Annotated in this window: 22 protein-coding genes and 1 tRNA gene; 10 read left to right on the plus strand and 13 right to left on the minus strand. The window is 69.7% G+C overall.

Annotated features, from left to right (window positions below; all coding sequences use genetic code 11):
* The first annotated feature begins 61 nt into the window (after nt 1-61).
* From IF188_RS14140 to pstB, 4 genes are all read left to right on the plus strand, one after another.
* Nucleotides 62-1,192 (plus strand): phosphate ABC transporter substrate-binding protein PstS, encoded by a 1,131-nt coding sequence (locus tag IF188_RS14140; RefSeq protein WP_191172446.1) that lies wholly within the window; start codon nt 62-64, stop codon nt 1,190-1,192.
* A gap of 152 nt (nt 1,193-1,344) precedes the next feature.
* Nucleotides 1,345-2,364 (plus strand): phosphate ABC transporter permease subunit PstC, encoded by a 1,020-nt coding sequence (pstC, locus tag IF188_RS14145; RefSeq protein ID WP_191172447.1) that lies wholly within the window; start codon nt 1,345-1,347, stop codon nt 2,362-2,364.
* Nucleotides 2,361-3,464 (plus strand): phosphate ABC transporter permease PstA, encoded by a 1,104-nt coding sequence (gene pstA, locus IF188_RS14150; RefSeq protein ID WP_191172448.1) that lies wholly within the window; start codon nt 2,361-2,363, stop codon nt 3,462-3,464. The genes pstC and pstA overlap by 4 nt, the downstream gene beginning before the upstream one ends.
* Nucleotides 3,465-3,483: 19 nt before the next feature.
* Entirely contained in the window at nt 3,484-4,263 is a 780-nt protein-coding gene (pstB, locus tag IF188_RS14155; protein ID WP_191172449.1) for a phosphate ABC transporter ATP-binding protein PstB, read from the plus strand.
* A gap of 15 nt (nt 4,264-4,278) precedes the next feature.
* Here pstB and IF188_RS14160 read toward each other — a convergent pair whose 3' ends face one another.
* From IF188_RS14160 to IF188_RS14185, 6 genes are all read right to left on the minus strand, one after another.
* Nucleotides 4,279-5,166: an aminodeoxychorismate lyase gene (locus IF188_RS14160; RefSeq protein ID WP_191172450.1), complete on the minus strand. Its 888-nt coding sequence runs from the start codon at nt 5,164-5,166 to the stop codon at nt 4,279-4,281.
* Between the two features lie 573 nt (nt 5,167-5,739).
* The gene (locus IF188_RS14165; protein ID WP_318152883.1) at nt 5,740-6,567 is read right to left on the minus strand and encodes an endonuclease domain-containing protein; all 828 of its coding nucleotides are present in this window, start codon (nt 6,565-6,567) and stop codon (nt 5,740-5,742) included.
* A 498-nt stretch (nt 6,568-7,065) separates the two neighbouring features.
* Nucleotides 7,066-7,704, minus strand: coding sequence for a DNA-directed RNA polymerase subunit beta (locus tag IF188_RS14170; RefSeq protein WP_191172451.1), 639 nt, complete (start codon nt 7,702-7,704; stop codon nt 7,066-7,068).
* 87 nt (nt 7,705-7,791) lie between these two features.
* Complete coding sequence (locus IF188_RS14175) at nt 7,792-8,199, minus strand: VOC family protein (protein WP_191172452.1); 408 nt, start codon at nt 8,197-8,199, stop codon at nt 7,792-7,794.
* Between the two features lie 53 nt (nt 8,200-8,252).
* The gene (locus IF188_RS14180; RefSeq protein ID WP_191172533.1) at nt 8,253-8,600 is read right to left on the minus strand and encodes a helix-turn-helix transcriptional regulator; all 348 of its coding nucleotides are present in this window, start codon (nt 8,598-8,600) and stop codon (nt 8,253-8,255) included.
* A 98-nt stretch (nt 8,601-8,698) separates the two neighbouring features.
* Complete coding sequence (locus tag IF188_RS14185) at nt 8,699-9,319, minus strand: anti-sigma factor domain-containing protein (RefSeq protein WP_224751900.1); 621 nt, start codon at nt 9,317-9,319, stop codon at nt 8,699-8,701.
* A gap of 158 nt (nt 9,320-9,477) precedes the next feature.
* Between IF188_RS14185 and IF188_RS14190 the strand changes: the two genes are divergently transcribed.
* Nucleotides 9,478-10,923, plus strand: coding sequence for a serine/threonine-protein kinase (locus IF188_RS14190; protein ID WP_191172454.1), 1,446 nt, complete (start codon nt 9,478-9,480; stop codon nt 10,921-10,923).
* Nucleotides 10,924-11,001: 78 nt separating this feature from the next.
* Nucleotides 11,002-11,074, plus strand: a tRNA-Lys gene (locus IF188_RS14195).
* Nucleotides 11,075-11,120: 46 nt separating this feature from the next.
* Here the strand turns inward: IF188_RS14195 and IF188_RS14200 are convergent.
* Entirely contained in the window at nt 11,121-11,933 is an 813-nt protein-coding gene (locus IF188_RS14200) for a CPBP family intramembrane glutamic endopeptidase (RefSeq protein ID WP_318152884.1), read from the minus strand.
* Between the two features lie 208 nt (nt 11,934-12,141).
* Here IF188_RS14200 and IF188_RS14205 point away from each other — a divergent pair, with 208 nt between their 5' ends.
* Genes IF188_RS14205 through narI form a run of 4 tightly spaced genes read left to right on the plus strand, consistent with a single transcriptional unit; the run spans nt 12,142 to nt 18,951 of the window.
* Nucleotides 12,142-15,846: a nitrate reductase subunit alpha gene (locus IF188_RS14205; RefSeq protein WP_191172455.1), complete on the plus strand. Its 3,705-nt coding sequence runs from the start codon at nt 12,142-12,144 to the stop codon at nt 15,844-15,846.
* Nucleotides 15,846-17,537, plus strand: a complete 1,692-nt coding sequence (gene narH / locus IF188_RS14210) for a nitrate reductase subunit beta (RefSeq protein ID WP_191172456.1) — start codon at nt 15,846-15,848, stop codon at nt 17,535-17,537. Before IF188_RS14205 ends, narH begins: the two co-directional genes overlap by 1 nt.
* Nucleotides 17,534-18,157, plus strand: coding sequence for a nitrate reductase molybdenum cofactor assembly chaperone (gene narJ / locus IF188_RS14215; RefSeq protein WP_191172457.1), 624 nt, complete (start codon nt 17,534-17,536; stop codon nt 18,155-18,157). Before narH ends, narJ begins: the two co-directional genes overlap by 4 nt.
* The gene (gene narI / locus IF188_RS14220; RefSeq protein ID WP_191172458.1) at nt 18,157-18,951 is read left to right on the plus strand and encodes a respiratory nitrate reductase subunit gamma; all 795 of its coding nucleotides are present in this window, start codon (nt 18,157-18,159) and stop codon (nt 18,949-18,951) included. Before narJ ends, narI begins: the two co-directional genes overlap by 1 nt.
* A gap of 3 nt (nt 18,952-18,954) precedes the next feature.
* On the opposite strand, the gene IF188_RS14225 is transcribed toward narI, so the two are convergent.
* The 6 genes from IF188_RS14225 to IF188_RS14250 all read right to left on the minus strand — a co-directional run bounded on the left by IF188_RS14225 (nt 18,955) and on the right by IF188_RS14250 (nt 22,213).
* On the minus strand, nt 18,955-19,329 hold the full coding sequence (locus IF188_RS14225; RefSeq protein ID WP_191172459.1) for a PRC-barrel domain-containing protein: 375 nt from the start codon (nt 19,327-19,329) through the stop codon (nt 18,955-18,957).
* A complete protein-coding gene (locus IF188_RS14230; protein ID WP_191172460.1) occupies nt 19,316-19,732 on the minus strand; it encodes a hypothetical protein in 417 nt (138 codons plus the stop codon). The genes IF188_RS14225 and IF188_RS14230 overlap by 14 nt, the downstream gene beginning before the upstream one ends.
* Nucleotides 19,729-20,958 (minus strand): NRAMP family divalent metal transporter, encoded by a 1,230-nt coding sequence (locus tag IF188_RS14235; protein ID WP_191172461.1) that lies wholly within the window; start codon nt 20,956-20,958, stop codon nt 19,729-19,731. The genes IF188_RS14230 and IF188_RS14235 overlap by 4 nt, the downstream gene beginning before the upstream one ends.
* A complete protein-coding gene (locus IF188_RS14240) occupies nt 20,955-21,359 on the minus strand; it encodes a hypothetical protein (RefSeq protein ID WP_191172462.1) in 405 nt (134 codons plus the stop codon). Before IF188_RS14240 ends, IF188_RS14235 begins: the two co-directional genes overlap by 4 nt.
* 102 nt (nt 21,360-21,461) lie before the next feature.
* Nucleotides 21,462-21,767 carry a hypothetical protein gene (locus IF188_RS14245; protein ID WP_191172463.1) on the minus strand — a complete coding sequence of 102 codons (306 nt, stop codon included), beginning with the start codon at nt 21,765-21,767 and terminating at the stop codon, nt 21,462-21,464.
* Nucleotides 21,764-22,213 (minus strand): GNAT family N-acetyltransferase, encoded by a 450-nt coding sequence (locus tag IF188_RS14250; protein ID WP_191172464.1) that lies wholly within the window; start codon nt 22,211-22,213, stop codon nt 21,764-21,766. The genes IF188_RS14245 and IF188_RS14250 overlap by 4 nt, the downstream gene beginning before the upstream one ends.
* Nucleotides 22,214-22,257 lie beyond the last annotated feature (44 nt).

Below are 22,257 nucleotides of genomic sequence, written 5' to 3' on the forward strand. Positions count from 1 at the left end.
CGGGTTCGTACCCGCAGGCCTGCACAGGCCTCAATTCCCTGACACGTGAAGGATTCACACAGTGAAGATCTCTCGCATCGCCCAGGCGGGCGCTGTCGCCGCTATCGCGGCCCTCGCCCTCGCCGGCTGCGCCTCGAACACCGACACCCCGAGCGACACCCCGGCCGCCAGCGAGTCCGCCGCCGACTCGGGCGTCGCGGTCGAGCTCGACTCGAGCCTCACGGGCACGATCACCGCGGGTGGCTCCAGCGCCCAGGGCAACGCGCAGGCCGCGTGGACGACGGCCTACAACGCGACTGTCGGCGGCGTGACCATCAACTACGACAAGTCGCAGGGCTCCGGCGGCGGCGTCACCAACTTCCTGAGCGGCGCCTACGACTTCGCCGGCTCGGACGCGCCGCTGTCGGCCGACGAGACCACGCAGTCGGAGGCCCTGTGCACCGAGGGCGGCGTGAACATCCCCGTCTACCTCGACGGCGTCTCGATCATCTACAACATCGACGGTGTCGACAGCCTCAAGCTGAGCGGCGAGACGATCGCGAAGATCTTCAACCTGCAGATCACCGACTGGTCGGACCCGGCCATCACGGCAGACAACGGCACCGCGCTCGCGGCCGGCCCGATCACCACGGTCGCCCGTTCGGACGGCTCGGGCACGACGGCCAACTTCACGAACTACCTCGCCGCGACCCAGGCGGAGGCCTGGCCGTACGAGGCCGGCAAGAACTGGCCGGTCGCGGGCAACGTCTCGCTGCAGAAGGGCGGCTCGGGCGTCGTCGACACCGTCAAGGCGGGCACCGGAACGATCGGCTACGCCGACCACTCCGCGATCGGCGAGCTGAACTCGGCCGACATCGTGGTCGACGGCACCGCGATCCCGTTCAGCCCCGAGGCCGTCGCGAAGACGTTCGAGGTGGCGGCGGTCGACGCCTCCAACGGCGTCGAGGGCGACCTGTCGAAGAAGTTCGACTACTCGAAGCTGACCACCGAGACCTACCCGATCCCGCTCGTCTCGTACGCCATCACCTGCACGACGTTCCAGGACGAGGCGCAGGCCGAGCTGACCAAGTCGTACCTCGGCTTCGTCGCCAGCACGCTGGGCCAGCAGGTCGCGGCGAAGAACGCCGGTTCGGCTCCGCTGCCGGACTCGATCCTCGAAGAGGCGCAGAGCACCATCGACGCCATCAAGTGACCCACGTCGGTCCGCCCGCCCAGGCGATCCCTGGGCGGGCGGGCTGAATTCCGTCTCCGGATCGTCCGGCGCCGGAATTGAGCCGCCCCGACACCTCGAAGCACTCCGGAAACCCGACAGGAGCTCCTCCATGCGACACCGACGGACCCGCCATGGCTGACGTGATCAGCCCGCCCGCGCCCGCCGCGTCACGCCGCAGATCGACCCGCCGCGCCGGCGACACGGTGTTCCTCGGCCTCTCGGCCGCCTCCGCAGTGTCGATCATGGTGATCCTCGCCGGGGTCGCGATCTTCCTGATCATCCAGGGGCTCCCGGCGATCACCGCCAACTGGGCGGACAACAAGGACCTCAGCTCCATCCAGAACCCCGCCCAGGTGCCGTGGACGAGCTTCTGGGACTACGTCGGCCCGCTCCTGTGGGGCAGCATCTTCGCAGCGCTCATCGCGATGGTGCTGGGTGCGCCGGTCGCCATCGGCATCGCGCTGTTCATCTCGCATTACGCCCCCCGCCGCATCGCGGGGGCGCTCGGCTACATCGTCGACCTGCTCGCGGCGGTCCCCTCGATCGTGTTCGGCCTCTGGGGCATCGCGGTCATGCGGCCCTTCCTGCTGCCGCTCTCGGACTTCCTCAACCAGTACTTCGGCTGGATCCCGCTCTTCGCCGGCCCGGTGTCCTCCACCGGTTCCACGATGCTCGCCGGTGGCGTCGTGCTGGCCGTCATGATCCTGCCGATCGTCACCTCGATCACACGCGAGATCTTCCTGCAGACGCCGCGCCTGCACGAAGAGGCGGCGCTGGCCCTCGGCGCGACGAGGTGGGAGATGATCCGTCTGTCGGTCCTGCCCTACGCGCGCAGCGGCATGATCTCGGCGACCCTGCTGGGGATGGGGCGGGCACTGGGCGAGACCATGGCCATCGCGATGATCATGTCGCCGTCCGTGCTGTACTCGCTCCTCATCCTCACCGACGGCTACAACTCGCAGACGATCGCCGCGAACGTCGCACTCAACTTCCCGGTCGCCACCGAGATCCAGCGCTCTGCGCTCATCGGCACCGGCCTGATGCTGTTCGTCGTCTCCTTCGCGGTGAACATGCTCGCCCGATACATCATCGCCGCACAGGGTCCGAAGCCGGCGCGCAAGCGCCGCCGCAAGGAAGGAAAGGTCGCATGACGTCGACCATGACCCCCTCCGCGCCGCAGGTCCGGCAGCAGATGCGACTCACGAGCGGCCACCTTCCTCGGTTCATCGAGCCGATCCTCCTCGTCGGGGTGGCGATCCTCGTCGGGCTCGTGATGTTCGTCCTCACCCAGAGCCTGAACATCGCCATCTGGCTGGTCCTGACCGCCGTGCTCTACCTGATCGCGATCGGAGTGGGCGCGTCGATCGTCGAAGGTCGACGCAAGGCCACCGACCGCGTCGTGCGCGGCGTCGTCACGGCGTTCTTCGTGCTCGCGGTCGCGCCGCTCATCTCGACGCTGTGGACCGTCATCGCCAAGGGCGCCGAGATCGTGAACTGGCAGTTCATCACGTCGGTCACCGAGTCGACGTTCAACCCTGAGACCCTCGAGGTCACGAGCACGCCGGGCGCGCTGCAGGCGATCGTCGGAACGCTCATCATCACGGGCATCGCCGCGCTCATCTCGGTGCCCATCGGCATCCTCACCGCGGTCTACCTGACCGAGTACGCACTGCCGACCAACCCGCTGCGTCGCACCATCACCTTCCTGGTCGACGTGATGACCGGCATCCCTTCGATCGTCGCCGGTCTGTTCGCGTTCTCGCTCTTCAGCCTCATCGTCGGACCCAAGGCGTTCAGCGGCTTCTCCGCATCGATCGCGCTGTGCGTGCTCATGATCCCGATCGTGGTCCGCTCTACCGAAGAGATGATCCGCCTCGTCCCCGCAGACCTGCGTGAGGCGTCCCTGGCCCTCGGCGTGCCGAAGTCCACCACGATCCTCAAGGTCGTGCTGCGGACGGCGGCAAGCGGAATCGTCACGGGTGTCGTCCTGGCGGTAGCGCGTGTCGTCGGCGAGACCGCGCCGATCTTCATCGCCGCGAGCTTCACCGACAACTTCAACGCCGACCCGTTCAAGGGTCCCATGCAGACCCTTCCGGTCATGGCGTACACGGCCTACAGCTTCCCTTCGAAGGACATCGACGCGTCACAGGCGCAGGCGTGGGGCGCCGCGCTGCTGCTGGTGATCCTCGTCGTCATCTTCAACCTCATCGCCCGGCTCATCGCGAAGCTCTTCGCGCCGAAGACCCGTTAGTACGAAAGGCCGCCCACAGGTGTCCAAAAGCATCGAAGTCAACGACCTCAACGTCTACTACAGCGACTTCCTCGCCGTCGAAGGCGTCTCGCTGTACATCGAGCCGCGCAGCGTGACGGCGTTCATCGGCCCGTCCGGCTGCGGCAAGTCGACGTTCCTGCGCACGCTCAATCGCATGCACGAAGTGATCCCCGGGGGCCGGGTCGAGGGCGAGGTGATGATCGACGGCGACAACCTCTACGGGGCGAACGTCGATCCCGTGCTCGTGCGCCGCCAGGTGGGCATGGTGTTCCAGCGCCCCAACCCCTTCCCGACGATGTCGATCAAAGAGAACGTGCTCGCGGGCGTGAAGCTCAACAACAAGCGCATCTCGAAGTCCGATGCGGACGCCCTCGTCGAGCAGTCGCTGCAGGGCGCGAACCTCTGGAACGAGGTCAAGGATCGCCTGGACAAGCCCGGCGGCGGCCTCTCGGGCGGCCAGCAGCAGCGCCTGTGCATCGCCCGGGCCATCGCCGTCTCGCCCGAGGTGATCCTGATGGACGAGCCGTGCTCGGCGCTCGACCCGATCTCGACCTATGCGATCGAGGAGCTCATCGGCGAGCTGAAGAACACCTACACGGTCGTCATCGTGACGCACAACATGCAGCAGGCCTCGCGTGTGAGCGACAAGACCGCGTTCTTCAACATCGCCGGCACCGGCAAGCCGGGAAAGCTCATCGAGTACGACGACACCGCCACGATCTTCACGACGCCGTCAGTGCAGGCCACCGAGGACTACGTCTCGGGCCGCTTCGGGTGATCCTCGCCGCGCGGCTCAGTCGCGCGGGCTCAGCAGGTATCGGTTGATGGATGCCGTCAGCCCGGCGTCCACCGGAACGTCCATGCCGTCGATCGCGGTGATGGGCGCGGCCAGGCGCACGCTCGACACCAGCCACGCGGCATCCGCGTCCTTCAGCGATCGCGTCGGAAGCGTCGCGTAGCCGGTCTCGAACCCCTCGGACGCGAGGTGCGCGAACAGGCTCAGCTGCGTCGTGCCGTGCAGGATGCCGCCGTTCGGGGCCGGGGTGACGAATCGACCGTCGATGCGGACGATGAGCGACGCGGTGGGCGCCTCGAGCACGAACCCGTCGGACGTCACGAAGACGGCGTCGTCAGCCCCGCGCCGATGCGCCTCGCGGATGGCGGCCATGTTCACCGCGTACGACAGCGTCTTGGCGCCCAGCAGCAGCCAGGGCGCCTTCGCCGGGGTGTCGATCCCGTAGCCGCGGTCAAGCGTGACCACCCGGATGCCCTGCTCGCGTGCGACCGTGTTGTCCGCGGCCGCTGCCGCGGTCGCCCACGCGGTGGGCGCCGGGCCGTGCTCGACGCCGCGGCTGAGGATCAGCTTGACGACGCCTTCGCCTCGCTGCGGGGCGTGCGTCGCGGCGATCTCGACCGCACGACGCCACTGTTCGAGGTGGGGTGCCGGAAGGTCGCAGATCGCCGCAGAGTGGGCGAGGCGTTCCAGATGCGCCTGCGTCTCCTGCGGATGCCCGTCGACGACGCCGATCGACTCGAAGATGCCGTCGCCGCGCTGCGTGCTCAGTTCGCCGACGCTCAGCGCCGGGGCGGACGGGTCGATCGCGCGGAACGTGTCGTCGAAGTCGGTTCGGGGGTCATCCGATGCCGCGGGCTCGATCACGAGCGCGAAACGCAGTGCCATGCCCCGAGCCTAAGCCGTCGGGAATGCGAGGCCGCTCGTCTCGGTTACACTGGATCGGCCGGGCCGCAGTAACCCCGGGCTCCATCTTCTGCCGCCGCGAGCGGCCTTGCGCCGAGAGGCGTTCTGCGGCCCGGCACTTTCATGCCTCCGGGGATCCGCGCCGCGGGTGCTCGAACCCCGGCACCGGTGCCCGTATGCCGCGGCGCTCCGCCACTGTCGACTTCTACTTCCGCCGACACAACATCGGATCCGCGCCCGCGGAGGCCATGCCCGACACGCCGGGCCGCGGCATCCACAACCCGGCGCGTCGCGTCGCCGGCCCGCACCCGCGGATCCGATTCGGTGCGATCGAGCCAGGGGGGAACCGGCCGGCAGACGAGGCGTGGGCACAGGTCAGCCGGGTGCTGCACAACATCGGATCCGCGCCCGCGGAGGCCATGCCCGACACGCCGGGCCGCGGCATCCACAACCCGGCGCGTCGCGTCGCCGGCCCGCACCCGCGGATCCGATTCTCTGTGCAGCAGACGTGGGGAGGATGCGACCGAACCGGCGCCACGACGGCGCCCAGCGGCCTCAGGCGAGGTGGAGGCCTCGGTCGATGTAGGCGAGGATCGCCATCTCGACCGTCGGCCAATCGTGCACAACCAGCGCATAGTCGAATCGGAGCGTGACGTGCCCCCACGACGCGGCGTTCGCGTCCCGGACGAGGTCCTTGTGCCGATGGGACTCGTCGTCGTGATTCGGCGCTCCATCCACCTCCACGATGAGCCGGTCGCCGATCAGAAAGTCCACGCGTCCGACCGACGGGATCCTCATCTGAGTACGCACCGGCAGATTGTGGCTGCGAAGCCGCCACCGCAGAAGTGATTCGAGTCCACTGTCGGCGTCCGCGCGTGAGAATGCGATGGCATCTCGTGCGTCCGGCCCGACTCGCGCACGAAGCCATGCGAGCCCCGTCTCAGACAGCTGTTTCAGGCGCCGGGCCGATTCCAGGGTGACGAAGAACTCCTCGAGCCCACGACACAACAGAATCTGCCGCAACACGCGGGGAACGGACGGGATGCCGAACGAGTCCTTGGTCGTCCCGTCGTCCCAGTGCGTGACGCAGCGGCACTCGTCATGCGGATACGAGCGTCCGTGTGCGCGCAGCCAGACATGGGGAGCTGCATCCGTCTCCAGCACCCACAGCCCCAGGTGGCGTGCCGCCGTCACACAGGCCAGCGACCCACCGTGCGTTGCGGCTGCAGTCACGTCGGCGCAAGCTCCGTCCGAGGCGTACACTCCGCGACGCAAGGACGAGAGGCTGCCGTCCGCGACGCGTTGGGCGATCTTCGCTCGGGTGTGGCCGGAACTCGTCAGCTCACGGAACGACGACACGGCAGGTTGCTCGACGGTGCACACCGTCTCAGTGTTCGGAACCCGGCGACAGCTCGCCGCGCGGATCGAAGCATCTGTGGACAGCTCGGCGGAACGCCCCCTTTGGGGAGGAGACGCCGGTGTGCACCTACGACACAACATCGGATCCGCACGTGCGGGGCGCCGGCCGACACGCCGGGCCGCGGCATCCCGTACCCGGCATGTCGCGCCGTCGGCCCGCACCCGCGGATCCGATTCTGTGCGATCACGCCGGGCACCGGGCCGCAGACGCTGGGTCGCAGCAGTCGGCTGCGAGCGGCATCCCGACACAACATCGGATCCGCACGTGCGGGGCGCCGGCCGACACGCCGGGCCGCGGCATCCCGTACCCGGCACGTCGCGCCGTCGGCCCGCACCCGCGGATCCGATTCTGTGCAGGACGCGATCGGGCGCGCACTGCGCACCCGCCCCGCAGCGACCGGCGGACCGGCGGACGCTGCGGCCCCGACGTCACGGTCGCGGTGGGCGTGGCGAGTGGATGCCTCAGGTCAGCGCGTCGCGACGCCACAGGCCGGCGCACGCAGAGAGGTCGGCGGCGTAGTCCGACAGCCGCAGGGCGCGGGTGGTGAAGGCGGACGCGCGCTCGGGCTCGGTGTGCTCGTAGTCGTCGGCCACGTGCGTGGCGCCGGAGGCCTGTACCCGGCAGAACGCAGCCGCGCGATCCAGTGCCACGGCGAAGTCTCCCTCGAACAGACCGCGCAGGATGGTGTCTACGAGTGCCACGAGCTCTTCCGGTCCCGCGGGCGACGGTGCGCCCGCGACGACGTCGTCGGCCGAGGCGAGCTCGGCACGGCCGCGCTCGTAGAGGAGCGCGGCCGTGCGCGGATCGTCGTGGATCATGAGCTGCACCAGGTAGAGCCGCCACAGCGCGCCCGGAAGGCTGCGTGACGGCGACCGCGACCACAGCTCGGCGATGTCGTCGATGCCGTGCTCGTCGGTGAACGCGACGAGCCGGTCGACCGTCGCACCGTCGGGGTCGGCCCGTACCCGCGCGAGCAGGGCGTGCGCCGTCGTGTGCGCGATGCGCGACACCTCGGCCGGGTCCTCTGCCGAGAACGTCCGGTCGAAGAGTTCGGCCGGCCGGCGGACGGGTTTGTGGAACTCACGGGACGAATCGCTCATCGTCTCCAGGCTACCGGCGGCGACGAGCACCCGTTTCTGTTCGAGCTGCATCGCCGCGATCCACGGCAGGCACATGTCGCGTCCCGCTCAGACCTGGTTGATGCGGATGTGGTTGCCCGCCGGGTCGCGGAAGGCGGCGTCCCGGGGCCCCCAGCCCTGCTCCTTCGGCTCCTGCAGCACTTCGGCTCCGAACGCACGCAGCTTCTCGAACGTGGCGTCGAGGTCGGTGGTGGTGAAGACGTACGGGCCGGGGCCCGACCCCTTGACCACGAGCCGTTGCAGCGCGTCGCCGTCGTCGGGCGAGCGACCGGCGGACGGGTCCGACACGACGAGCGACAGGCCGGGCTGGCCCGGGAAGCCGAAGCTCACCCAGCGGTGGCCGTCGTACGCGACGTCGTTCACGATCTCGAGGCCGAGCCCGTCGCGGTAGAAGGGGATGGCGGCGTCGACGTCGTCCACGGTGATGGGGCTGTATGCCAGTGCGATGTTCGTCATGGCCACCACGCTACGGACGCATCGGCCCCGGCGCTTCTCCGATCCTGCTCGGTTCAGGCGTACCGCGTGGGACGCGTCAGGATCTTCGCGACGCACAGCGGCATCGCCTCGGCGGCGTCGTGCGGCCGCGACCGGTACGAACTCGGCGACTCCCCCACGATCTCGCTGAAGGTCGAGCTGAACGACCCCAGCGACGTGGCCCCGACGGCGGTGCAGGCATCCGTGACCGACACCCCGTCGCGCAGCAGTGACATCGCGCGTTCGATACGACGCGTCATGAGGTAGGCGTACGGAGTCTCGCCGTACGCGGCCTTGAACTCCCGCGAGAAATGAGCAGGCGACATGAGCGCTTTCGCGGCCATCGTGGGCACGTCGAGCGGAAGCGCGTAGTCGCGGTCCATCAGGTCACGCGCACGACGCAGGTGCGCGAGCGTCTGAGTCGTCTGCGACGGCGAGGTCTTCTGGGAGGCGGATGCCACAGCCACAGGCTACCGAAGCGTCAGTCGGTCGGGATCTGTGCGACCGTATCGCCGAGCGGCCGGTCGGCCATGTCGTCGGCGCGCTCGAGCGTGATGATGACGGTCTCGGCCGGCCGCCAGTCGTCGAGCACCAGGGTCGCGGCGCCTGCGGGGTCGATGTCGAGCGTGCCCGCCTCGACGGGGTCGCCATCGCGCAGCACCCAGACCGCGAGTGTCTCTCGCGGCTCGGTCGCGGACACGCGCTGGGCCACCAGGACGAGGTCGGCGCCCTCGTCTGACCAGTGCGCGGTGGCGATGCCGCCGCCGGCGACGGCGACGGCGACGGTCGCCGAGGCCGCATCCGCCGCGCCCTGGACCGCCGCGAGGGCCGCCGCCTGCGGCGTGAGGGCGACGCGTTCGTTGATCGTCGCGACCGCGAATCCCACGCCGGTGAGTACGACGAGGGATGCCGCGAACCCGCCGATCACACGGTTCCAGTTGCGGCGGCTCTGAGCCTGGACGGTGACGGTGTCCGTCGTCGGGCCATGGCCTGCGACCGGAGCGGCGGCAGCGGCCTCGGACGCCGAGAGGTCAGGAAGCGGAGGAATGAGCGAATCGACGCCCTGATCTGCGGCATCCCTGTCCCGAGCCTCGTCCCCCATCACCCCTCCAGCATGCCGCACACGGCTCGCCGGAGGCTGGGAGGTCGCTCCGCATGCCTCATGTCGGCGGCTTCGTCAAGGGCCCTGACCTCGTCCGCGACGGAATCTACCGTGGACCTGTCCAGGCGATCCCCGCTCTCGCCCGGACAGGGAGGATCATGACAAACCTACTCGAGTCGGCGGAGCTGTCGACCGGTGAACTGCTCGACGACCGGTATCTGCTGCGGGAGCGGATCGGCGAGGGCGGCATGGCGAGGGTGTACCGCGCGGACGACACCCACCTGCGGCGGTCCGTCGCGGTCAAGGTGTTCCGCGAGCCGACGGATGGCATCGACTCGGTCGAGCGTGCCCTGTCGGAGACGACGCTTCTCGCATCCCTCAGCCATCACTCCCTCGTCACCGTCTTCGACGCGCGCATCGGCAGGGATGCCGTGAGCTACCTGGTGATGGAGCACGTCGACGGCATCACACTGCGCGATCTGATCGCCCGCGGTCCGGTGGACCCACGGTCCGTGGCGTCGATCGCGATCGACATCGCCGAAGGGCTGCACGTCGCGCACGACCATGGCGTCATCCACCGTGACATCAAGCCCTCGAACGTGCTGCTGTCGGCATCGCCGCGGCCCGGATGGGAATGGCGCGCGAAGCTGGGCGACTTCGGCATCGCCTACCTCATGGACTCCGCCCGGGTGACGACGCCGGGGACCATCGTCGGCACCATGGCGTATGTCGCCCCGGAGCAGGCGCGCGGCGACGTACCGGCCCCGGCCGCCGATATCTACGCCTTCGGTCTGCTGCTGATCGAGGCGCTGACCGGAGCGCGTCCGTTCGGCGACGTCGAGGGCATCGCAACCGTCATGGCGCGGCTGTCGGCCGCGCCCGAGATCCCCGCCTCGCTGCACCCGTCCTGGCAGGGGCTGCTGCGCGGGATGACGGCGATCCGGCCGGATGACCGCCCCACCGCGCTCGAGGTGGTCCAGGCGGCGGCGCGCCTGGCGGCGATGGAGAACGCGCTCGCCCGTGAGAACGCCGACCCCTCCACCGCGCCCATCGCCAGGCCTGTCACCGCTCCCACGCAGATCTTCCCCGCGCCGGCGTCCGCATCGCCTGCCGACGGCCCCGAGCCGGGCAGCGGCGACGCCCTCATGCCCGCCGTCATTCCCGCCGTCGGGCCCGGCGCATCCCCAGCCTCCGGGCCGGAGTCTGCACCCGAGCCCGAATCGACCGCTTCGGGCCCATCGCCGGTCGCGGACAGGGGGCGCCGGCCTACCCGTCGCACACTGCTGCTCGGCGTGGTGATCGCAGCGTTCCTCGCCGTCGTCCTGGCCGCCGGAACCCTGTGGCTCGCGAACAGCTGGGGGGCGATCCCCGAACCGGCGCCGACGACGCCCGCCGAGGAGCTCGCTCCGATGCCGACGGAGGATCCTCCCGTCGAACAGGCGCCGGTGAACGCGCCGGCCGACGACGCCCCCGCGGTCCAGGTGCCACCCGCCGACACCGGCGCCGGCGGAGGCGGCAGCAGCGGCCCCGGCGACACCAACGGCAAGGGGAACGGGAACGGCCCCGGAAGCAACAACGGCAAGGGCAAGGGCGGCAAAGGCTGAGCGCGACCGCCGCAGGGAGTTGCCGTACCGCCAATTGAAACAAGCCCATGCGCCGAGACAAGTAGGCTGGAGTCGCGAGGGCCTCTAGCTCAGTCGGTAGAGCATCGGACTTTTAATCCGCGGGTCGTGGGTTCGAGCCCCACGGGGCCCACTCGACGTCAGATGGCCGAACCCGCGCTCGGGTTCGGCCATCTGCATCAGAAGAGTGGAGCCGCGGTGCGTTCGCGGCGTGGTCGGGCGACGATGCGGCCGTCGCGGTGCGCCCGGACCAGCAGCACAATCGTCACGATCGAGCAGGCGACGATCGCGACGAGGCTCGCCTCTGGGCCGAACGCGCCGCCGGTGAGCCAGACCGGTCCCTCGGTCACGGCGCTGACGAGCGAGCCCTGCGCGTCGGAGCCTGAGGTGACGGTGCCGAAGACGGCGACGAGGGCGACGTTCCAGCCGAGGTGCAGTCCGATCGGCAGCCACAGCGAGCCGGTGGCGACGAAGGCGGCGCCGAGCATGAGACCGGCCTCGACCGCGATCGACACCGCGCCCCACGGGGACGCCCCCGGGTTCAGCAGGTGCAGGAGTCCGAACAGCGCGGCCGAGCCGGCGAGGGCGATCCAGGTGCCGAACGCACGCTGCAGCAGCCGCAGGACGACACCGCGGAACAGCACCTCTTCGGCGACCGCGACGGCGCACATCATTCCGACGACCGTGAGAGCGCCCGACAGCGTGCCCCAGTCCGTGATCCGGTAGCCGCCGAGCAGGGCGATCACGCCGATCGTCACGGCTGCGAGGCCGAGACCGCCGAGGGCGCCGGCGACGATGCGGCGCGCGCGAGGCCGGGCGACCTCGGCGACGGGCCGCTTCTCGAGCCGCCCGACGAACCACTCGTAGAACCACAGCAGCAGCACTCCGAGAGCGGGCCCGACGAGGAGCGCGATCACCGGGCCGGCGAGCGAGGCGGCGATGGCGTTGACGGCGAGCATCGCCACCACGAAGGTGGCGACGAGGATCGCCACGCGACCGATCCGGTGCGAGCGCGGTCGGGATGTCGGAAGCGAGGTGTGGGGGTTCGTTTTCACGACCGTCACGCTAGGGACGCCGTCGGCGCGCCGGCATCACTCCTCGGCACCCATTCCGGGTAGCTCCGTGGGGGTACTCGCTGTGGCATGCCTCGCACGGCCTGCCTCTGGCGCACCCGCTCGGGCGTTCGCTAGGGTCCGAAGCATGACGCCCCAGATCGGTGTGGACGGTCCGGCTTCCGACGCGCTGCTCGCGGCAGGAAGGTTCTTCACGAAGTGGGACGAGTCCGACGACCATCGGGCCGCGTTCCTCAAGGGCGGGCGCGACGGCGACGTCTTCTACCGCGACCGGTGGAGCCACGACAAGGTTGTCCGTTCGACCCATGGCGTCAACTGCACGGGATCCTGTTCGTGGAAGGTGTACGTCAAGGACGGCATCATCACGTGGGAGGCGCAGGAGACCGACTATCCGAGCGTCGGTCCCGATCGACCCGAGTACGAGCCCCGCGGTTGCCCCCGCGGTGCTGCGTTCTCGTGGTACACCTACTCCCCCACGCGCGTGCGCTACCCCTACGTGCGCGGCGTGCTGCTGGACGCCTACCGCTCGGCGAAGGCCCGCGGCAAGGACCCTGTCGAGGCCTTCCACGAGGTCACCACCGACCCCGGCGTGCGCAGCCGCTACCAGCTCGCGCGCGGCAAGGGCGGCCTCGTGCGCGCCAGCTGGCAGGAGGCGGTGGAGCTCGTCGCCGCCGGCTACGTCCACACGATCAAGGAGTACGGGCCCGACCGCGTGTCGGGCTTCTCGCCCATCCCGGCCATGTCCATGGTCTCCCACTGCGTCGGCACCCGCTTCACACAGCTCATCGGCGGCGTGATGACGTCGTTCTACGACTGGTACGCCGACCTACCCGTCGCCAGCCCGCAGGTGTTCGGCGATCAGACCGACGTCCCGGAGTCCGGCGACTGGTGGGATGCGACCTACCTCATGATGTGGGGGTCCAACGTCCCGGTCACCCGCACGCCCGACGCCCACTGGATGGCCGAAGTGCGCTACCGGGGGACGAAGGTCGTGACCGTCAGCCCCGACTACGCCGACAACACGAAGTTCGCCGACGAGTGGCTCCCCTGTCAGGCGGGCACCGACGCGGCGCTCGCGATGGCGATGGGCCACGTGGTGCTGAAGGAGAACTACGTCGACCGCCGTGTGCCCTTCTTCGCGGATTTCTCGCGCCAGTACACCGATCTGCCCCACCTCGTACGGCTCGTCGAGCGCGACGGCGCCTTCGTGCCCGGCGCGTTCCTGACGTCGAAGGACCTCGGCGGCGTCACTGCTGAGGACGAATGGAAGACGGTGGTGCTGGATGCCGCCAGCGCGACTCCGCGGGTCCCCAACGGCTCGATGGGGTTCCGGTACGCGCCATCGGGCGAGGGCCGCTGGAACCTCGATCTGGAGGGGGTCGAGCCGGCGCTCTCGGTACGCGACCTGCCGCCGGGCACCGTGACCGAGGACGCCGAGGTGCTGCTCCCCCGCTTCGACTCCGCAGACGGCGAGGGCGGTGTGCTGCGCCGCGGCGTGCCTGCGACCCGGGTGAGCGGCATCCTCGTCACGACCGTCCTCGACCTGATGCTCGCGCAGTACGGCGTGAGCCGCGAGGGGCTCCCCGGCGACTGGCCCGCCGACTACGAGGACGCCGAGTCGCCCTACACGCCCGCGTGGCAGGAGGAGATCACGGGCGTGCCCGCGCAGGCGGCCATCCGCATCGCGCGCGAGTTCGCCGCGAACGCGGCCGAATCGCAGGGCCGATCGATGATCATCATGGGCGCGGGGATCTGCCAGTGGTTCCATGGGGATGCCACCTACCGGGCGATCCTGGCGCTCCTGATCCTCACGGGGTCCATGGGCCGCAACGGCGGCGGGTGGGCGCACTACGTCGGTCAGGAGAAGTGCCGCCCGATCACCGGATGGCTGTCGCTGGCGAACGCCCTCGACTGGAGCCGTCCGCCTCGGACGATGATCGGCACGGCGTACTGGTATATGCACACCGATCAGTGGCGCTTCGACGGGTACTCCGCCGACGCGCTCGCGTCGCCGCTGGCCGAGGGCAATCTGACCGGCATGCACACGGCCGACACCATCGCGCAGTCGGCACGCCTGGGCTGGATGCCGTTCTACCCGCAGTTCGACGTGAACCCGCTCGACCTGGCGGACCGGGCCGACGAGGCGGTGGCCGCCGGCGACGCGGCGGATGCGGCATCCTTCGTCGTCTCTCAACTCGAATCCGGAGAACTGCAGCCGGCCATCGCCGACGTCGACGCCCCCGAGAACTGGCCGCGCCTGCTGACGCTGTGGCGCTCGAACCTGATGGGCTCCAGCGCGAAGGGCAACGAGTACTTCCTCAAGTACCTGCTCGGCACGCACAGCAACGTCATGGCCAGCGACGAGGCGAGCGTGCGGCCCAACGACGTCAAGTGGCGCGACCGGATCCCCGAGGGCAAGCTCGACCTGCTGGTGTCGGCCGACTTCCGCATGACGTCGACCACCCTGCTGTCGGACGTCGTGTTCCCCGCCGCCACCTGGTACGAGAAGCACGACCTGTCGTCGACCGACATGCACCCGTTCGTGCACGCCTTCACCCCCGCGATCGATCCGCCGTGGGAGGCCAAGAGCGACTTCGAGCTCTTCCACGCGATCGCGACGGAGTTCTCGGCGCAGGCCCGCACCCACCTGGGCACGCGCCGCGATCTGGTGTCCGTGCCGATGCAGCACGACACGCCGGGCGAGACCGCGCAGCCCGGCGGCGAAGTCCGTGACTGGTCGCGCGGCGGGGGCAGCGGCATCCCGGGAAAGTCGATGCCGCAGTTCACGGTCGTCGAACGCGACTACACCGCGATCGCAGACAAGCTCGCCGCGGTGGGGCCGCTCGCCGACACGCTCGGCTTCACCACGAAGGCGGTGACCTACGACCTGAAGCACGAGGTCGAGGTGCTCGCGCAGAAGACCGGCGTCATGCTCGGCGGCGCGGCCGACGGGCGCCCGGCGATCGACACCGACGTCAAGCTCGCCGAGGCGATCCTGGCGTTCTCGGGCACGACCAACGGCGAGCTGGCGGCGCAGGGCTTCCGCACGCTCGAGAAGCGCGTCGGCAAGCCGCTCGCCGACCTCGCCGAAGGGTCCGAAGAGAAGCGCATCACGTTCGCGATGACGCAGGCGGCGCCCGTGCCGGTGATCACGTCACCGGAGTGGTCGGGCTCCGAGACCGGCGGTCGCCGCTACGCGCCGTTCACGGTCAACATCGAGCGGCTGAAGCCGTTCCACACGCTCACCGGTCGCATGCACTTCTACCTCGACCACGCGTGGATGCGCGACCTCGGCGAGGCGCTGCCGATCTACCGGCCGCCGCTGGACATGCACCGCCTGTTCGGCGAGCCCCGGCTGGGTCCGAACGGCGAGCAGCAGGTCGTGGTGCGCTATCTCACGCCGCACTCGAAGTGGTCCATCCACTCGGAGTACCAGGACAACCTGTTCATGCTGTCGCTCTCGCGGGGCGGTCCGACGGTCTGGATGAGCCCGGCCGATGCCGCCGCCATCGGCGCCGCCGACAACGACTGGGTCGAGTGCGTCAACTCGAACGGCGTCCTGGTGGCCCGCGCGATCGTGTCGCACCGCATGCCGGCCGGCGTCGTCTATGTGCACCACGCGCAGGAGCGCACGATCGACGTGCCCAAGTCCGAGGCGACCGGCCGGCGTGGCGGCATCCACAACTCCGTCACCCGGCTGCTCGTCAAACCCACGCATCTCATCGGCGGGTACGCACAGCTGTCGTACGCGTTCAACTACCTGGGGCCGACGGGCAACCAGCGCGACATGGTGGCCACGGTGCGCCGCCGCAGCCAGGAGGTGGTGTTCTGATGCGCGTCATGGCCCAGATGGGCATGGTGATGAACCTCGACAAGTGCATCGGATGCCACACCTGCTCGGTCACGTGCAAGCAGGCGTGGACCAACCGGGCGGGCACCGAGTACGTGTGGTTCAACAACGTCGAGACCCGCCCCGGCCAGGGCTACCCGCGCCGCTACGAGGACCAGGAGCAGTGGCGCGGCGGCTGGACGCTCAACCGCCGAGGCCGGCTGTCGCTGCGCACCGGCAGCCGGGCGAAGCGCCTGTTCTCGATCTTCTCCTCGCCCGTGCAGCCGAAGCTCGAGGACTACTACGAGCCGTGGACGTACGACTACGAGACGCTGATCGACGCACCGCTCGGCGACGACTTCCCCGTCGCCCGGCCGAAGTCGCTCATCACCGGCGAGGACACGCAGATCACGTGGTCGGCGAACTGGGACGACGACCTCGGCGGCGCGTCCGAGATGGGCCACCTCGATCCGATCGTTCAGAAGGTGCGGCGGGAGTCCGAGGAGGCCATCAAGCTGCAGTTCGAGAAGACCTTCATGTTCTACCTGCCGCGGATCTGCGAGCACTGCCTGAATCCGTCGTGCATGGCGTCGTGCCCCTCGGGTGCGATCTACAAGCGCGCCGAAGACGGGATCGTGCTCGTCGACCAGGACCGCTGCCGCGGCTGGCGCCAGTGCATCACGGGCTGCCCGTACAAGAAGATCTACTTCAACCACAAGACCGGCAAGGCCGAGAAGTGCACCCTGTGCTATCCGCGTCTGGAGGTCGGCATCCCGACGGTGTGCTCCGAGACGTGCGTCGGGCGCCTGCGCTACCTCGGCCTGTTCCTCTACGACGCGGACCGCGTCACCGAGGCCGCCTCCACGCCCGATGAGAAGGACCTCTACGAGGCGCAGCTCGATGTCATCCTCGACCCGGACGACCCCGAGGTGATCGCGGCGGCCCGCGCGCAGGGCGACATCCCCGAGGACTGGATGGATGCCGCACGCCGGTCGCCGGTGTACGCCCTGGCCAAGAAGTACCGGGTGGCACTGCCGCTGCATCCCGAATACCGCACCATGCCGATGGTGTGGTACATCCCGCCGCTGTCGCCCATCGTCGACCTGCTGCGCGACCAGGGGCACGACGCCGAGTCCGCGGGCACCCTGTTCGGTGCGATCGAGGCGCTGCGCATCCCGGTCGAGTACCTCGCCGAGCTGTTCACCGCCGGAGACACCGACATCATCACGGCAGTGCTGTGGCGGCTGGCGGCGATGCGGTCGTACCTGCGCGACATCACGCTCGACCGCGAGCGCGACGAGTCGATCCCCGAGGCCGTCGGCATGACCGGCGAGTCCATCTACGAGATGTACCGGCTGCTCGCGATCGCCAAGTACGAGGACCGCTACGTCATCCCGACCGCCCACTACGAGCGGGCTCACGAGCTCGAAGAGCTCGGGTGCTCGCTCGACTTCGACGGCGGTGCGTACGGCTCCGAATCCGGGCCGTTCGGCGAGGCCAGCGGCCGCCCGGTGCCCGTCGCGGTCGAGACCTTCCAGGCTCTCAAAGACCGGCAGACGGCAGACGTCGCCGCCAGCAGCGAGTCGCTGCGCGGCCGCGTCAATCTGCTGAACTGGGACGGTAACGGCGCACCTTCCGGCCTGTTCCCGCCCAAGCCCGCGGATCGGGACGCCTCGGACGGAGGCTCGCCGTGAGCTCGGCGGTGATCCGCCAGTCGGCCTCGCTGTGCCTGAGCTACCCCGACGACGCGGTGCTCGGCTCGGCACCCCTGATCGAGAGGGCGCTGAGGGAGTCGGCACCTCGGGCGGCAGCATCCTTCACTCCGCTGCTGGGGTGGTGGGCGACCACGCCCGCCTCGCAGGTGCAGGCCGCGTACGTCGACACGTTCGACATGTCACGCCGCCACGCGCTGTACCTGAGCTACTGGACCGACGGCGACACCCGCCGCCGCGGAGCGGTGCTCGCCGACCTCAAGCGTCGGTACCGCGAAGCGGGGCTGCAGCTGGACGGCACCGGCGAGCTTCCCGACTACCTGCCGCTGGTGCTCGAGTTCGCGCGGCATGCGCCACGTGAGGGCACGGCGCTGCTGCAGGAGTACCGGCCGAGCCTGGAGCTCATCCGCATCGCCCTCGCTGAACGCGGGTCGCCGTACGCCGGCGTCGTCGCGGCGGTGTGCGACACCCTCCCCGGCCGTTCCCCCGCCGACCGCCAGCAGGCGATGGCGATGGCGGCGGCGGGACCCCCGCGCGAGTCCGTCGGGCTCGACGCGCACGACCCGCGACTGCTGCCGCTCCAACCGGCCGGAGGACGCTGATGGATCTGTTCCTGTGGGGGATCCTGCCCTACGTCATGGTGGCCGTGCTCGTCGGCGGCACGATCTGGCGGTACCGCTACGACCAGTTCGGCTGGACCACGCGGTCGTCCCAGCTCTACGAGTCGCGCCTGCTGCGGATCGGGTCGCCGCTGTTCCACTTCGGCATCCTGGTCGTCGTGATCGGGCACGTCGCGGGGCTCGTGATCCCCAAGGCCTGGACGGACTTCTTCGGCATATCGGACGAGATGTACCATCTGGCCGCACTCGGCCTCGGCTCCATCGCGGGCTTCGCGACGCTCGTCGGCGTCGGCATCCTGATCTACCGGCGACGCACCACCGGCCCGGTGTTCATGGCGACCACCAAGAACGACAAGACCATGTACGTCGTGCTGGTCGCGGCGATCGTGGCCGGGCTCGCGACGACCGTGCTCGGCGTCATCGGGCCGCACCAGGAGCTCACGTACCGCGACACCGTCGCGCCCTGGTTCCGGTCGCTGTTCGTCTTCCAGCCCGACATCGCCGCCATGAGCCAGGCCTCGCTCGACTTCCAGCTGCACACGCTCATCGGCATGGTGCTGTTCATGCTGTGGCCGTTCACGCGCCTCGTGCACGCCTTCACCGCGCCGGTGCACTACCTCTTCCGCCCCTACATCGTGTACCGCTCGCGCGACGGTCGGCCGACGACAGCCCGCGGCATCCAGCGCGGCTGGGCACCGGTCGGCACGCGCGACCGCACGTCCGACAAGTCCGCGAAGAGCGTCGCCGGCGGCGGGTCGACCACCAAGAAGCGCTGAGCGTCACGCCCGCCCCGTGCTGGGCGGCGCCGAATCGGGGATGCCGCGCCGCACGTCCAGCGGGATGTGCGGCGCCGTGACACCCAGGACGACGCCATCGCCGTCCACGCGCTGCACGCACTCCCACGGGATCAGGCGCGACCGGCGATGGAGCCATTCGATCACGCGCGCGACGACCGCTGGTCCGTTGACCCGCCCGCGCTCATAGCCGTACATCGACAGTCTGCTGTGCGGACTCACGATCAGGGCGACCAGTTCCAGATCACCCTCGTGGTCCCGGCGTCGCGCGCCGCGGCGGAAGCGCACGTCGACCACCGTGCCCAGTCCGGCGCCGTCGACGTCGATCACCGGCATGTCGAGCAGTTCACTCAGGAGCATGGCGGCCTCCGGGGATGCGGGCGATCACTCGGTCGCGGATCCAGCGTTCGAGCCAGGTGGCATCGAGGTCGTCCGCCGCCGCATCCACGCGGACGACGGTGTCGAGCCGCCGCACGTGCCGCCACTCGATGCGGCCCCATCGCGAGCGCGGCATGCGTCCGCCGAACACCCGTGGCAGCACGGCGGCCCCGACGAGAATCGCGACGACCACGGGCGGCCTCTCGTGGTCGACCGCCTCGCCGAGCTCCACCCCGTCGATCTCGATGTCGTCGACGGTGCTGATCGGCACGTCGTCCCGGTCGAGCATCTGCCGGTCCAGCAGGTGCAGGCGTGCGTCCACGCCCCGGCCGTCCGGATCCTGATACCAGTCGAGCGGATGCTGCGGCCTGCGCGCTCGTCTCATGAGCCCATCCCCGTCACGATGAGAAGCGGGATCGCGGCGATCGCCGCGACCAGGATGACCGCCAGGAACAGCACAGCCAGACCGTTGCGCACTCGCCCGTTCACCTCGTCGCCCATGTACTCCGGATCGTTCGCGACGACGAGGATCGGGAAGTAGGTGAGCGGCAGCGCGACCGCGGAGAACACCACAGAGATCTCGGTCACGGCGACGGGATCGACGCCGGTGGCGAGGATGCCGCCGCCGATGAGAAGGCAGATGATCATCGCGAGGTGGAATCGCGCGGCCTGCGCGGGACGGCGGAACTTGCCCCAGCTCCAGCCGAAGAACTGCGCCAGCGTGTAGCCGCTGGACAGCGTCGTCTCCAGGGCGGCGCCGAACGTCGCGGCCAGGACGCCGACGATGGCGAACGCCAGGGCGAGCTGACCGCCGGCCTCGGCGACCGGCAGGACGATCTGCGACAGCGAGGTCACCTCGATGGCCTTCGGCAGCAGCACCACCGAGGCGCATGCGGCGATCGCGATCGAGAGGATGCCGCCGAGCGGGAAGCCGATGAAGACGTTGGCGCGCTCGGTCGACAGGTCCCTCGCCGTCCAGCCTTCCTCGACCGCGCCCGACGAGAAGAAGAACACCTCGTACGGCGTCATGGCCGCACCGAAGAGCGCGACCGCGAAGTACCAGTACGACAGCGGATTCCCCGACGTCTCGGTCCACGGCTGCACGGCCTGCGTCGCCAGCGTCCCCCAGTCGGGCTTGAGGAGGAACAGTGCCACGACGAAGACGATGAGGCACAGCCCCAAGAGCCCGGCGACGTTCTCCATGATCGAGAACTTCGTGCGCCAGACCACGATCCACACCGCGAACAGCGCCACCGGGATCCACATCCCCGGGCCGACCCCCGCCGCCAGTTGCAGGGCCAGCGCGATGCCGCCGATCTCTGCCGTGAGGGTCAGCAGGTTGATCAGGAACGACGCGGTCAGGTTCGCAAGGCCGGCCCGGGGCCCGAGCCGTTCCCGGATGACCTCGAACGTCGCCCGGCCGCTCACGGCGGCCACTCGCCCCGACATGTCGGCGTACACGCAGATCCCGACGATGCCGATGAGCACGACCCAGGCGAGTCCCAGGCCGTAGCGCGAACCGACGACGGCGTTCGTGACGAGATCCCCGATGTCGACGAAGCCGCCGATGGCCGTGAGGATGCCGAGTGCGACCGCGAAGAGCTTCTTCATCGCTCCCCCGCCACCTCGTCGAGCACCGCGATCGCCGCGGCCAGTGCGTGCTCGGCCGCCGCCGCGTCCCCCTGCTGCGCGGTGTGGATGGCATCGACGGCGTCGCGAGAGGCGTCGAGCGCATCCGTGCGCGCGCGCTCTGCGGCGGCGTCCGCGGTCTGCGTCTGCTCCAGCTGCGTGATCACGTCGCTGAGCTGTGCGGCCATGTCGTCGAGGACGACCCGTGCCGTCGTCGCGAACGTCCGCCCGGCCTCGTCCAGGTGGATTCCGAGCTCCGCCGAGCGCGCCGCCGAGAGGGCATCGGCAGCCAGCGGCTGGATGTCCGACGTCGAGGCGGCGCAGCCCGACACCAGGCATCCGGCGATGACCAGACCCGCCACAGACCAACGAATGCGCTTCACATCACCAGCCCCTCTCGTGCACAACACGATGGCACTCAGAGGGCGGGCACGAACCGGCCTTGACGACGATCAGCCGGATGGTCTAACCCGGCGGGAACGGTGTCAGCGCACGACGGCGAGGGCGATGAGCCATGCCGCGGCGCTCAGCACGAGTGCGATCAGCGGATACCAGAAGGCCGTGCGCCGCCGCGAGAGCGCGACGATGCCGATCACGCCCCCGATCACGCAGAACGCGAGGGGAAGGTAGCCGCCGAACACGATCGCGAGCGTGTTGTCGTTCGCGCCGACAGCCCACAGCAGCGACACGAAGAACATGACCACGGCGACACCCACCGAGAAGCCGATGAGCAGCAGCGTCGCGATGAGGTCGCCCGTGCGGCGCTCCGGCGCGGGCTCGCCCGCGGTCATGCGCCCAGCCCGATCTGGTAGTGGACGTATCCGGTGTCGGTGGCGACCTTGTCGTACAGCGTCCGTGCGGTCGCGTTGTGCTGCTGGGTGAGCCAGTACACCTTGGGCGAACCGTGCTCGCGGGCCCACCCGGCGACGTGTGCGATGAGGGCGCGCCCCGTTCCGCCACCGCGCACGGCGGGGTCGACGAAGAGGTCCTCCAGGTAGCAGTACGGCTCGGCGGCCCAGGTCGCCGCGTGTGTCAGCCAGTGCACGATCCCGACCGCATGGCCATCGTCATCGACGGCGACGGCCCCGTGGATGGGGAACTGCGGATCGAGCAGTCGGTTCCATGTGAGATCGTCCTGCGCGGCGGGCAGCTCGGTCTCGTAGAACTCGAGGTAGCCCCGCCACAACGTCTGCCAGGCGTCGCGGTCGTCGGGGAGCAGGGCGCGGGTGGTGGTCACGATGCCGAGGCTAGCGGTTCTCCGGCCGCGGTGACCCACACCCG

The sequence above is a fragment of the Microbacterium helvum genome, assembly GCF_014779795.1.
Classification (GTDB): Bacteria; Actinomycetota; Actinomycetes; order Actinomycetales; family Microbacteriaceae; genus Microbacterium; species Microbacterium helvum.